At 72.6% G+C, this 12,438-nt stretch carries 10 protein-coding genes; 1 reads left to right on the top strand and 9 read right to left on the bottom strand.

Translation table 11 applies throughout. The features are described 5' to 3' along the window. Positions 1–19: 19 nt before the first annotated feature. Positions 20–745, top strand: coding sequence for an aspartate/glutamate racemase family protein (locus tag ACGFNN_RS30260; protein WP_393560683.1), 726 nt, complete (start codon positions 20–22; stop codon positions 743–745). Between the two features lie 74 nt (positions 746–819). Here ACGFNN_RS30260 and ACGFNN_RS30265 read toward each other — a convergent pair whose 3' ends face one another. From ACGFNN_RS30265 to ACGFNN_RS30305, 9 genes are all read right to left on the bottom strand, one after another. Beyond that, on the bottom strand, positions 820–1,005 hold the full coding sequence (locus ACGFNN_RS30265) for a hypothetical protein (protein ID WP_365090359.1): 186 nt from the start codon (positions 1,003–1,005) through the stop codon (positions 820–822). Between the two features lie 176 nt (positions 1,006–1,181). After that, positions 1,182–4,085 carry an AAA family ATPase gene (locus ACGFNN_RS30270; RefSeq protein ID WP_393560685.1) on the bottom strand — a complete coding sequence of 968 codons (2,904 nt, stop codon included), beginning with the start codon at positions 4,083–4,085 and terminating at the stop codon, positions 1,182–1,184. A gap of 61 nt (positions 4,086–4,146) precedes the next feature. Then, complete coding sequence (locus tag ACGFNN_RS30275) at positions 4,147–4,650, bottom strand: hypothetical protein (RefSeq protein WP_393560687.1); 504 nt, start codon at positions 4,648–4,650, stop codon at positions 4,147–4,149. A gap of 356 nt (positions 4,651–5,006) precedes the next feature. Continuing rightward, positions 5,007–6,275 (bottom strand): VWA-like domain-containing protein, encoded by a 1,269-nt coding sequence (locus tag ACGFNN_RS30280; protein WP_393560689.1) that lies wholly within the window; start codon positions 6,273–6,275, stop codon positions 5,007–5,009. Beyond that, positions 6,272–7,540, bottom strand: coding sequence for an AAA family ATPase (locus ACGFNN_RS30285; RefSeq protein ID WP_393560690.1), 1,269 nt, complete (start codon positions 7,538–7,540; stop codon positions 6,272–6,274). Before ACGFNN_RS30285 ends, ACGFNN_RS30280 begins: the two co-directional genes overlap by 4 nt. Positions 7,541–7,640: 100 nt before the next feature. Next, entirely contained in the window at positions 7,641–9,038 is a 1,398-nt protein-coding gene (locus ACGFNN_RS30290) for a hypothetical protein (protein WP_393560692.1), read from the bottom strand. Positions 9,039–9,320: 282 nt separating this feature from the next. Then, complete coding sequence (locus tag ACGFNN_RS30295; protein ID WP_393560694.1) at positions 9,321–10,118, bottom strand: HpcH/HpaI aldolase/citrate lyase family protein; 798 nt, start codon at positions 10,116–10,118, stop codon at positions 9,321–9,323. Further along, positions 10,115–10,987: a hypothetical protein gene (locus ACGFNN_RS30300; protein WP_393560696.1), complete on the bottom strand. Its 873-nt coding sequence runs from the start codon at positions 10,985–10,987 to the stop codon at positions 10,115–10,117. Before ACGFNN_RS30300 ends, ACGFNN_RS30295 begins: the two co-directional genes overlap by 4 nt. 19 nt (positions 10,988–11,006) lie before the next feature. Then, positions 11,007–12,389: an MFS transporter gene (locus ACGFNN_RS30305; protein ID WP_393560697.1), complete on the bottom strand. Its 1,383-nt coding sequence runs from the start codon at positions 12,387–12,389 to the stop codon at positions 11,007–11,009. Positions 12,390–12,438 lie beyond the last annotated feature (49 nt).

The following is a 12,438-nucleotide window of genomic DNA, read 5'->3' on the forward strand; positions in this document are numbered from 1 at the left end:
CCGAACCGAAGGCCGTCCCATGCGCATCCTCGTCGTCAACGTCAACACCACCCAGTCGATCACCGACTCCATCGGCGAGCAGGCGGCCGCCGCCGCGGCGCCCGGAACCGAGATAGTCCCGCTGACGCCCGCGTTCGGCGCCGAGTCCGTCGAGGGCAACTACGAGAGCTACCTCGCCGCCATCGCGGTGATGGAGGCCGTACGCGCCTACCCGGAGCCGTTCGACGCCGTGATCCAGGCCGGCTATGGCGAGCACGGCCGGGAAGGACTCCAGGAACTGCTGGACGTCCCGGTGGTGGACATCACCGAGGCGGCGGCCAGCACCGCCCAGTTCCTCGGACGTAGGTACTCCGTCGTCACCAGCCTCGACCGCACGGTTCCGCTCATCGAGGAGCGGCTCCACGCGGCGGGCCTGAGCGCGCGCTGTGCGTCCGTAAGGGCCAGCGGGCTTCCCGTGCTCGCCCTGGAGCAGGACGAGAAGGCCGCCGTCGAGGCCATCGTGGAGCAGGCCGCCCTGGCCGTGGAGCACGACCGGGCCGAGGTGATCTGCCTCGGCTGCGGTGGGATGTCCGGCCTCACCGAGCGCGTCGTCGAGCGCACCGGGGTCCCCGTCGTCGACGGCGTGACGGCGGCGGTGACGATCGCCGAATCCCTCGTACGCCTGGGCCTGACCACGTCGAAGGTCCGCACCTACGCGCCGCCGCGCCCCAAGAAGATCCTCAACTGGCCGCCTCGGGTGGGGTGATCCGGGGCTGTGACGAGGTGGCCGGCCCATCGGACGATGGGCCGGCCGACCGCGTGTCCCGTGTGCCAGGCCGGTCAGCCGGCCTTCTTGTTGAACCATCCGAGCGATTGGGCGACGGACGCGCCGACGACGAGGATGCCGAGGGGAACGAAGGTGAAGAACGCGGGACTGGCCTCCAGGGATGCGAGCAGGGCGATTGCGCCGAGGGCCAGTGCCAGGAGCACGAGCATGCCCAGAAGAACGCGGATCTTGGAAATCACGGAGAACTCTCCCCTGTACAGGTGGCTCGATCGACCGGACGGCGTGGGTACCCGTGGACAGCCGGCGACGGTTGCCCAGCGGGGTGTCGGCGGGTCTCCCGGCGTGACCGCAGGGCCCGTCGGGAAGCCCGTGGCATGAGTTTCCCGAAGCCGCCTGTACCGGGGCATCAGTGGAACTACGGATTGGGATACGTAGGTTCACCGGCACGCTGGGCGGGACGGGCCATCAGGGAGGCAAGGGCGGTACGGGTGGTGACGCCTGCTTTGCGGAGCACCCGGGAAACGTGTGTCTCGACCGTACGGTGGCTGAGGTAGAGCGTGGAGGCGATCGCCTGGTTGGTGAGGCCCTCGGCCACCATCGCGGCGACCTCCCGTTCGCGCGGGGTGAGGGTGGCCGGCCACCGAGCAGGCCCCTCAGCCTCGGCCGAGGGCGGGCGGGTCAGTTCCGCCAGGCCGACCAGAAGGCCGGCGTCGCCGGCGGCTGCCAGTCGGTGCCCTTCGTCCCACAGGGCCGTGGCAGACGTCCCCTTTCCGGCTGCCGCCATGGCCTGCGCCGCGAGCAGTAGCGACCGCGCCTCCCAGAAGGCCGCCCCGTGCCGTCCACAGAGTGCCGCTGCCTCTGTCAGCAGGCTGGAGGCCCTCGCCGGGTCGCCGTCATGCAGTGCGAGCTGTGCCGCGCTCCTCATCGCGGAGGCGCGCTGCACGGGCAGGCCGAGTCGCTCCGCATCCTCGTGCGCGCGCTCGGCCCACCGGGATGCGGAGGAGGTGTCACCCGTGAACAGAGAGGCGGTGACCAGGAGTTCGGAGAAGAGGGGGCGCATCGAAGGCTGTAGACCACTCAGGTCCTCACCGCCGGCCCTGAGGAGTGCCTCACGGGCACGATGCGGGTCGCCGCCGGTGAGTGCGGCATAGCCGAGCATGCACCAGGCCATGGAGGCGCGCCAGTTGGTTCTCGGCCCCATGAGGCTGACAGCCTCCTCGGCGACCCTCAGCGCCTCCGAATCCCCGGGCGCGCTGCCCGCGATGCGTACCTGGGCCTTGTTGGCGAGGACGAAGGCGAGGAGTTCGCTGCTGCCGATGCCACGGGCGATGTCCTCGGCCTCGTCCGCCAGTTCCCGGGCCGATCCGAGCCGGCAGACCTGGATGCGGACGTGTGCTTTGCACAGCAACAGGAGTGGCAGTACATAGGCCTGGCCGGTGGCACGGGCGATCCTCAGCCCCCGGTCGGCATGGCGTTCGGCGTCGGCGTAGCGGCCGAGGAACGCCTCGGCCCACCCCAGCCTGCCCAGCGGTTCGCCCAGAGCGGTGAGATCCCCGTCGGGCAGGCCATCCATCAGCGCGGCGGCCCGCTTCGCGTACTCGTTCGCCACTTTCACCCGGCCCTCGTACGCCTCACCGAACGCGGCGACCGCGAGCGCTCCCGCCTCGCCGCGCTCATCGCCGAGGGCCCGGGCATCGGCGAGCGTCCGGGCGACCTCGCTCCGCATGCGCGGATACGAGGTGTTGTGCGGCGCCGAGGAGCTCAGTTCGAGCCCGATCGCGACGCGGTCGGAAGGCGCCGGCCGGCTGCGCATCTCGCGGTTGAGCAGAGCTGCCGCCTCCGGATAGTTGCCGAGGAATCGTTCGACCTGGCCGCAGAGGATGACCGCAGACGTCCGCACATCGGCTTCGTCGGGTCCGGCCGTGCCGATGACCTCGTGCAACAGGGATCGGGCTTCACGCAACCCTCCGGAGACACTGAGCGCTCGAGCTCGACGCAGCGTCAACTCGCGACGCTCGGCGGCGTGTTCGGGCGCGTCGGCCAGCAGCCGTATGGCCACCCGTAACCAATGGGCGCAACTCGTCGGGGCCGTCGAGAAGGTCTGCTCGGCCGCCCGCTTCAGTACGGCGTGGGCCTGCGGGGTCCACATGGTCGCCGACCGCTCGATGTGCTGGGCCTGCTCGACCGGAGACGCGCCGATGCGAGCCAGCTCGACGGCGGCCGCGTGATGGATCCTGGCGCGGCGCCGGGGGGACACGGACTCGTGGACCACCGTACGCAGTACGGTGTGACGTATCACCGGCCGGCCCCCAGGGCTCATGCGCACGAGGTCACGGCGCGCCAAGGCGTGCAGATCGTCGTCGAGTTCGTCCTCGTTCTGTCCGGTCGCGGCACGCATGACAGGCGGCACGGCGTGGTCGCCGAGCACGGCGACGGCTTCCAGCGTTCGGCGCTGCGACGGCGTCAGCGGTGCCATCTCGTCGAGGAGCAGTGTGTCGATGCCATTCGCCTCGGTGACCGAGGTGGCCGTCTCAGCGGCCCGCGCGCGGTGCGCGTGCAGGAGAGAGAGGAAGTAGAGCGGGTTGCCCTCTGCCGCGGCATGGAGACGCGCGATGTGTTCGCGTGGCAGACCGGGCGCCAGCCCTTCGGCACATTCCTCTTCTGCGAGCGGTCCGAGGCCGATCCGGAGCACCGCCTCCGCGCCGAGTGCCCGCGTGAACACAGCGGAAAGCGCGGTTGAAGTCTGCCGGTCCCGGCGGGCGGCTACCAGGGCGACCGGGCCGGGTACGGGGTGCCGGACGAGATGATCCACGAGCTCCACGGTGGCCGAGTCCGCCCAGTGCAGGTCGTCCAGTGCGACCACCAGGCCGCCGCTCCGGCTGAGAAGCGCCAGAGCGCGTGCCACCGAGCGGTGCAGTCCGAAACGGTCGCCGATGGTCGACCGCGGACCGGCGTCGGAGCCGGCGAGGAAGCGGGAAACAACCTCCAGCAGGTCCGGGTCGCGCGTCGGGCCGTCGTACAGTCCGGCGAACGCGTCCGAGAAGGGGTGGAACGGGAGGTGCTGCTCGTACTCCGCCGCCCGGCCACGGAGCACAGTCACCTCGCGACGCCGCGCGCGAAGACAGAACTCGGCCAGCAGCCGGGTCTTGCCGATTCCAGCTTCACCGGTGATGTCGACGAAAGAGGGGGTCCCGAGCGCCAGCCGGTCGATCACGGTGTCGAGCAGTTCCAGTTCGGCCCTGCGACCGACGATGCCGCTGTCGGACGGCGGGGGAACGCTCGGCGATAGCCTGTGTGTGCTCTCTCTGCCCGAATTCACGGCAATGTCTACCACGCTGATCGAGAGGTTGTCCGGCGATCGTCGGGACACCGAAGCCAGGTCAGCCGACCAGGGCGATGGCGAGCGTGGCGGTGGCCCCGGCGATGAAGCCCACCACCAGTGAGACGAGTTCGGCCGCGATGAAGACCAGGACATAATCCCCGCCGTGGCTCCACTCGCCGTCCCGAGCGGAGGCGCGGAAGTACAGCGACAAGGCGAGAAAGGGCCCGAGAATGAGCCCGCTGACCGTGACCCACGTACCGGTGGCGTATCCGGAAGGCTCGTACGCTCTGCCCCGCACCAGCCGCACTTCCACGGTGCTGCCGGCCCGGTGTGACGTGGCCGCCTTGTCCAGCGTGATCCGGCGCCGGGGCTCACCCTCGGCGCGGGGCGTGTACATGCCCGTGCAATCGGTTCCGTCGTCATTCCCTTGGTGATCAGTGGCCTCGTAGCACGACGAGATCGTCATGGTGCCGTCGACGGGGCCGATCCCCAGCCCGGCCGCCAGATGAGGCCCCGGCAGCACCCAGATCAGCCACCCCCCGACGGCGAGGATGACCACCATCCCGGCTGTGCCCGCCCTTCGCTGCCACCTCCTGGGCTCCCGTGCCACCCCTCCGCCCCCCCATCGCCAGCAGATGGCTGCCCCACGGAACGCCCTCGGCGTAGCGCGCCGGACGGTCACCAATCTCCCACCGTTCGGGGCCGAAGCGAATCCGTGGTTCTACGGACGTGCCGCACGTACAACGGGTACGTCAGGCCCAGGGGGTACGTACGCGACTCCACCGACACCCATCGAGCAGGGAGCGCGCGCCGCTTCGTCTGTCGTGCTCCGGCTCGGTGCTGGACCTGTGTGGCGAGGGCGGCCCTGGCGGTGGCGTGAGGCGCGCCCGGTGACGCGAGGCGGATCACCGCCGTCCCTCAACCGATCGTCACCACCCGCGCCCACGCCGGTGGCAGGTCAGGGCGGTAGTCGGGGTTCGACTCGATGTCGTACCGACGCCCGCCGTCACGGGCGAAGAGCCCCACCACCGTGCGGCAGGGAGGCCGCCGTACGGGCCACGGGGTCTGGCCGTCGGTCAGTGCCACCACGACGTCCGGCCGGGGTCGGGAGGCCAGGGCGCGGGTGAAGCCCTCGCGAAGGTCGGTACCGCCGCCGCCCAGCAGTTCGACACCCTCCGCCTTCCCGCACAGCGGGCGGACCCGGCCCGCAGCCGCGTCGCACGACAGGACGCCGACTCGATCCCGGTGCCCGCCCACGGCCCGGGAGATGGCCGCCACCTCCAGCAGGGCGCTGCCCAGCTCCGCGTCACTCACCGATCCCGAGGTGTCGATGACCACGACGACCCGCGCCGGTCTGCGCCGCAGACTCGGCAGCACGGCGCCGGGTACCGCCGCCGATCGTCGCGCCGGCCTGCCGTACACGTAGTCCTCGCCGGTGCCGGGAGCGGAGGCCGCCGCCCGCACGGCCGCGCCCAGCAACTGCCGCCACGGCTGCGGAGGGTGGAACGCCTCCTCCGCCCAGCGCCGCCAGCCCGCCGACGCGCTGCCCGGGCGTCCGGCGATGCCCCGGGCCACCCGGAACCGGACCGCGTCCCGCTCCTGCTCACTGAGCGCGCGCGCCCCGTCCGGCCCCAGGTCCCACGGGCGGGGCAGCCCGTCCGCGCCGCTGCCGCACTCCAGCCAGGCAAGGTGAGCGGTGTGCGGCCCCAGCCGGAACCGCCGGAGGTAGTCCTCCATCAGCTCGCCGTCCTTCAGCCCCAGGGACGCCGGATCCACGACGCCCTCGGGCTTGACCAGCCCTTCGCCGTAGATGTCGTCGTTGATCTCGCAGTCCGCCGCGATGTTCATCCGCAGCCGCTCCGCCGCACCGCTCAGCCCGTGCTGCCGCGCGTAACGGTCGCTGCGCCCGTGGTGGTCGCGCAGCAGGTGCGACACCTCGTGCACCCACACCCCGGCCAGTTCCTCCACGGGGGTGCGGTCCACGAACGCCGGGGAGACGTAGCACCGCCAGTGCACATCGACCGCCATCGTCGGCACACTCCGCGACTCCACCGGGTGCAGGGCGAAGAGAGCCGTCGCCAGATAGGGCCGGGCACGCGCCGCCCGCAGCCGGGCGGCGAAGAGCTTGCCGGTGTCGAGAGTGGGCTCCGCCGCGTGGAGCCGGGGCCGTCCGGGCCGCCCCTTCATCGTTGCGTCCGTGCGGCGGAGAGCGCCCGGACCTTCGCCCCGTCGGCCTGCCTCGACACGGACACCGCACCGGCGAGCCCGTCTATCGCGGGTGGTACGTCCCAGTCGTCACGGCGCAGCGACGCCAGCGTCGTGGCCGGTACGACCAGGAGATCCGGGGCGCCGGTCTCCGCCGCCCTCGCCAGCAGCGCCCAGGCGGAGTCCCAGCGCCCGCGCTCCGGGCGGGCGCGCACCGCGGCGACCACCGCGTCCAGCGCGGCCTGCCTGAGGTCCCCGCGCTCCGGCAGGACCGCGCCGCCGGGGTCGGCGAGCAGGTCCTCCGGGTCCGGCAGGTCCATCCGGTCCAGATGCGCCAGCAGTTCCAGCCCGGGACCGTCCCCCACCGTGCCCCTGACGAGCAGTGAGAGGACGTCACGCGAGGCGCCGGCCGCCGACGCGAAGGCGACCAGGCGCAGCGTCATCTCCCAGCTGCGCGGTGAGGGCCACGCGCCGCCGCGCTGGGCCTCGCCCGACGGGAGCCGGTGCACCAGGGCGGGGCGGGCCGCCAGCAGTCCGCACACGGCGCGGCGGGCGAAGTCCACGGCCTCGGACAGTCTCCCGGCATCCAGCGACGGCAGCACCGCCCGGGGCCAGACACCTCCCAGCCCGCGTACCACGACGTCGGTGTCGTGGACCCATCGCAGATGGACGAATCGGTTGGCGAGCGGCGGGCTCAGCTCCCAGCCGTCGGCGGCGGAGGACCTGGGGTTGGCGGCCGCCACGATGCGCACGTCCGGCGGCAGCCGCAGCGCGCCGACCCGGCGCTCCAGGACCAGCCGCAGCAGCGCGGCCTGCACGGCGGGCGGGGCGGTGGACAGTTCGTCGAGGAACAGCAGGCCGCGCCCGGACCGGACGAGTCTCACCGCCCAGTCCGGCGGTGCCATCGGGACACCCTCGCGGGCCGGGTCGTCGCCGATGACGGGGAGACCGGAGAAGTCGGACGGTTCGTGCACGCTGGCGATCACCGTGGTGAGCGGCAGGTCCAGGGACTCGGCCAGTTGGTTGAGCGCGGCCGTCTTACCGATGCCCGGCTCACCCCACAGCAGCACCGGCAGGTCGGCGGAGACGGCCAGCATCAGCGCCTCCAGCTGCGGATCGGGACGGGGCTCGGTGGTCGTCCCGCGCAGCAGGTCCAGCAGCGCGCCCGACACGTCGAGCCGGGAGGGGCCGGGGGCGTCCTGATCCACCCGGTGCGGTGTATCGGCGAGCGGGGAGTGCGTGGGCATGAGGCATCACCTGTGGTTCGGTCGAAGGCGGTCGAAGGTGGTCGTGGCCCGGAGGTCCGGGCACACGGGTGCTGCGGAAGGCGCGGGGCGGCCCGGTGGATCAGCGGGCCGTGGTGGCCAGTCGGGGCCGGTGCGGATGGGTCGGAGGGCGCGACGGTTCCCGCCCGGGCAGCCGCTTGCGGGCGAAGGCCGGAGCAGCCAGACCTGCCCTGAACAGGCCGTGCCTGACACTCCGCCGGGCGGCCTCGTGGAGTGCGTCGCTCAGCTCCCCGTCACGGAGCCGCGCCTGCTCACCGAGCGCGCTCCCGACCAGCGCCAGCGCACCAGCGGTGTCGCCGTGGGCGAGTCTGTCGCGAACATCGGCGAGCCAGTCGGGCCGGCGGTGCGCGGAGTCGAGGGCCCGGAGGCAGGGCAGTGGCGTGCCGGTGAGCGCGGCGAGCAGTTCCTCCCGCCGGATCTCGGCGGGATCATGGTCCAGCGGCACCAACGCCCCGCCGACGAGGCCGATCCGGTGCAGCGCGCCTCGGCATTCCACCAGGCGCGGCGCGTCGCGTTCCGCCCCCGCCTCGGCGGGGGCGGACGGGGAGACACCGGGGGCCAGGGCCGACGCGACGAGGGGGTGCAGCCGGCCGGCCGCCAGCCGGCCGGACCGCAACAGCTCCAGGTCGGGCAGGGCCCATGTGGCCGCGTGGGGAAGTACCGGCAGTCCCGCGCCCGCGCCCGCACGTGCGAGGCGGGCTGACCGTACATCGGGCCCGGCAGTACCGGGGGAGTGGCGGCCGACGTCCAGCAGCAGCCGACGCCGTGAGCCGAGCCGCACCGCCACCTCACCCCCGTCCGCCCGGCCCTCGGCCTTCAGCAGCAGCGCCGCCTCGATGGCCCATCGGCCGAGCGCGAACCGCTCGGGATCCGGTACGGAACCGGCCCAGCGGACGGGTGCCGGGGTGCCCGACGCCCCGGAACGCTCACGCAGTTCGCCGCTGCGGCTCGCGTCCCAGAGGTGGCGGTGCAGGTCCAGACGGAACCGGGCGTCCGGGGCTCGGTAACCGCGCGGCCGGGGTTCCCGCCCCGGCGGGACGCGACCGTCCCACACCGCGAGGCTGATCCGCTGCCCGGCATCCGCCCACGCGGGAGCGGTACGCACGACCAGACGCACGGGACGCGCGCTGCCGGGCTCGTCGTACCGGGCGAGCACCGCTGTCGTGCCGGGCCGCAGCAAGCCGTCGGGCGCGGTCCTCGGCATGTGCCACCGCAGCAGGTCGGGTGCCATGAGACGCAGGTCCGCCCGCAGGCGGGACGCCGTACCGCGGCCGTGGACACGGGCCACGGCACGCAGGTCGAGGTCGACGTCGAATCCGGCGGCGGCACATGCCCCCGCCCAGTCGCCGGCGATACGCCGGGCCGTCGCGGTCTCGATCATGAGGGGCGGCACGGCGATCTCGCGCACGCGCAGCCAGAGTGAAAGCCGGGAATCCCCGCTCGCGTTCTCGGTGAGCATCAGCACTCACCTTGCGCGGACGGGACCCCCATTCCGTGAACAGGTCGGGTAGTCATCGGTGGGAGCGTAGCGGGAGGCCCTGACGCGGTCCACCGATTTCCTTCGTGGAACCCCGCGCCGTCACAGGGCGGGCGGGGCGGCGCCCCTCAGGTGAGTTCGCCGCGTCGAGTTCCACCCGGTCGTGCGCACCGCCGACGGCCGCCAACGGGCCGGCTGCCGACGGCATCCGCGAGGCGTCGCTGCCGGTGCTGAGGCGTACATCGGACAGCTCGGGGCCCTCCCTCAGGCCGTCCCGGCCAGAATCCTCCGCGCGCGCTCCAGCACCGGGCGGTCGACCATCTGTCCGTCCACCGTGGTGACCGATTCCCCCGCGCCCAGGACCGTACGGGCCCAGCGCAGTTCGTCGTCCGTGGGGGCGAACCCCGAGGCCACCGCGGCGATCTGGGCCGGATGGACGCAGAGCTTGCCCGTGAACCCCAGACGCCGGGCGTGCACGGTGTCCGCGGCCGGGGCTTCGGTGTCCCGGACCGCGGTCGTCACCCCATCCACCGGGGGAGCGATCCCCGCCGCCGCGGACGCAAGCACCAGACGGGAGCGGGCATGCGACAGCGCCAGGGAGTCGTCGTGCGCCACACCGAGCTGCGCGGCGAGGTCGACGTTGCCGAACGCGGCCCGCACCACCCCCGGGGCGGAACACACCTCGTACGCGCGCTCCACCCCGAGCGCGGTCTCGACGAGGGGGATCAGCGGGCACCCGGGGGCGATACCCGCCAGGACCGCCGGATCCTCCGCCTTCGGCACCATCACCGGGCACCCGGCCCCCACCGCCATGGCCAGATCGGCCTCGAACCAGGGGGTACCGGGGGCGTTGACGCGTACGACCGTACGGGGGCCGAGGCTCCGCCACGCCGCGACGGAGCGGCGGGCGCTCTCCTTGTCCTCGGCGGCGACCGCGTCCTCCAGGTCGACGATGACGAGATCGGCGCCGGACGCGGCGGCCTTGTCGAAGCGGTCGGGGCGGTAGCCGGGCACGAAGAGGAAGGTGCGGGCGGCGGCGACCGTGGCCCGGGCGGTGCTCATACGAAGCTCACCTCGGCGGTCGCGTGACGGGCGTCCCGGTGGGTGGCCGTGCGCAGTTCGACGCCCGTGCCGGACGGGGTGCCCTGCGCGAGCAGGTGCTCCCCGCCGAACACCGGCCGGCGCAGCTTGAATCCGAGCGAGCCCACCCGGCGTCCCGGGGCCTCGCGCCGCACCACCTCCAGCATCAGCAGGGCCAGCAGCGGTCCGTGGACCACCAGACCCGGATACCCCTCCGTGTCCCTGCAGTACGGCGCGTCGTAGTGGATCCGGTGCGCGTTGGCGGTGAGGGCGCTCAGCCTGAACAGCAGCGTCGGGTCCGGCCGCATCCGCAACCGCCAGGGTTCCTCGGCGGCCGGAGCGGTCACCTCGTCGATCGTGGCGGGGTGCTGTGATCCGGACGCGCCACGGCCGGAGCGGTAGACGATGTCCTGCTCCTCCACCATGCGGAGACGGCCGCCCTGACGGAACTCCTGGCGCTCCGTCACGAAGAGCAGTTCGCCGCTCCGGCCGTGCTTCGGCGTCACCGCGCTCAGACTGCTGACGCGGGTCGCCGGCTCACCGAGGCGCAGGGGCTCCAGGATCTCGCACCGCCCGCCCGCGAACATCCGCTGACGGTCGGGCAGGGGCGGCAGGAAGCGGGCGTCCCTCAGGTGACCGTCCGGGCCGAGCTCGTGCTGGGCCGGCCAGTGCAGGAAGTGGAACCACTGCCACAGGGGCGGCAGCGCCTCGCCCGCCCCGGCCACGGGCCCGGGCAGGTCCAGCAGCGCCGACACGGCGGCGACGGGTCCCGGGTCCATCGGGTCGTGGGCGGAGACGGGTTCGGGGTGCCAGTTCTCGACGTAGGAACTGAGGGGCGCGGGGGACGGCATGACGGGTGTCCTCGGGTCTTCAGGCGAGCGGTGCGGTCTTCGCGGGCGCCGGGGTGGCGGCAGGCGCCGCGGGGGCGTCCAGATGGGACGTGCGGGACGGCTCCTTGACGAGCAGGGTGGCCAGGAACGTCAGGCCGACGCATCCGGTGACGTACCAGAAGAAGAGGTTCTCCCGGCCGGCGTCCTTGAGGGCGAGAGCGACGGGTTCGGTCAGCCCGCCGAAGGTCGCGGTGACCAGGGCGTGCGGCAGACCGACGCCGAGTGCACGGACCTTGGTGGGGAACATCTCGGCCTTGATGATGGCTGCCAGCGCCGAGTACCCGGTGACGAAGGTCAGGGCCACGGTCATCAGGAGGAAGGCGATCCACGGGCTGCTGGTACGCCCCAGGAGTGTCATCAGCGGGACGGTCAGCAGCATGCAGCCACCGGAGAACGCGAACATCACGGGGCGACGGCCCACCCGGTCGGACAGGGCGCCGACCGCGGGCTGCATCAGCATGTAGACGAACAGTGCGGCGAAGCCGATCAGCGTGACCGTGGCCTTGGGGATGCCGGCTGTGTTCACCAGGTATTTCTGCAGGTACGTGGTGTACGTGTAGAACGCGACCGTACCGCCGATGGCGAGCCCGAAGACGGCGAGCAGCTGACGGGGGTACTCGGCGAACAGGGCTATGAGGCCCTTGCGTTCGGCAGGTGCGGCGCCGGCCCGCTCGGCGGCGGTGCGTGCCCGCTCCTGCTCGAAGTGCGTGGACTCCTCCATGCTGCGGCGCAGGTACATCACGACCAGTCCGGCGATCGCGCCGATCACGAACGGGACGCGCCAGCCCCACCCGTGCAACTGGTCCTCGGTGAGCAGGTTCTGCAGGACGATCGCCACCAGCAGCGCGGCGAGCTGCCCCAGCACGATGGAGACGTACTGGAAGCTCGAGTAGAAGCCACGCCGTCCCGCGGGGGCGACCTCCGACAGGTAGGACGCGCTGGAGCCGAACTCGCCTCCCACGGAGAGCCCCTGGGCCAGCCTGGCCAGGACCAGGAGCGCCGGGGCCCAGAGGCCGATGACGTCGTGGCCCGGCGCGAAGGCGATGGTCAGAGACCCGGCGCTCATCAAGGTCACCGACAGGGTCAGCGCGCGGCGCCGGCCGAACCGGTCGGCGTACGCGCCGAGCAGCCAGCCGCCGAGTGGGCGCATGAAGAAGCCGACGGCGAAGACGACCGCCGTGGAGAGCAGCTGCGCGGTCTGGTTCCCCTCGGGGAAGAACACCGAGGCGAAGTAGATGCTGAACGTGGCGTAGGCGAACCAGTCGTACCACTCCACGAGATTGCCCAGGCAGCCGCGTACGACGTTCGCGGTGACGCCGGACCGCCCGGGTGCGGAGGGTGGAGGTGTGCTGCTCTGAGGCATGGGAAGCTCCGTCGCTTTCGTCGCCCAGGGGTTCTGCGGCTCGGGCAGC

The sequence above is a fragment of the Streptomyces sp. NPDC048590 genome, assembly GCF_043199535.1.
Lineage (GTDB): Bacteria > Actinomycetota > Actinomycetes > Streptomycetales > Streptomycetaceae > Streptomyces.

Bases quoted from the DNA above. Each gene is read 5' to 3' on its own strand.
- ACGFNN_RS30305 (WP_393560697.1), bottom strand. From the start codon at position 12,389: ATGCCTCAGAGCAGCACACCTCCACCCTCCGCACCCGGGCGGTCCGGC.
- ACGFNN_RS30290 (WP_393560692.1), bottom strand. From the start codon at position 9,038: ATGCTCACCGAGAACGCGAGCGGGGATTCCCGGCTTTCACTCTGGCTG.
- ACGFNN_RS30285 (WP_393560690.1), bottom strand. From the start codon at position 7,540: ATGCCCACGCACTCCCCGCTCGCCGATACACCGCACCGGGTGGATCAG.
- ACGFNN_RS30295 (WP_393560694.1), bottom strand. From the start codon at position 10,118: ATGAGCACCGCCCGGGCCACGGTCGCCGCCGCCCGCACCTTCCTCTTC.
- ACGFNN_RS30300 (WP_393560696.1), bottom strand. From the start codon at position 10,987: ATGCCGTCCCCCGCGCCCCTCAGTTCCTACGTCGAGAACTGGCACCCC.
- ACGFNN_RS30275 (WP_393560687.1), bottom strand. From the start codon at position 4,650: ATGGTGGTCATCCTCGCCGTCGGGGGGTGGCTGATCTGGGTGCTGCCG.
- ACGFNN_RS30280 (WP_393560689.1), bottom strand. From the start codon at position 6,275: ATGAAGGGGCGGCCCGGACGGCCCCGGCTCCACGCGGCGGAGCCCACT.
- ACGFNN_RS30260 (WP_393560683.1), top strand. From the start codon at position 20: ATGCGCATCCTCGTCGTCAACGTCAACACCACCCAGTCGATCACCGAC.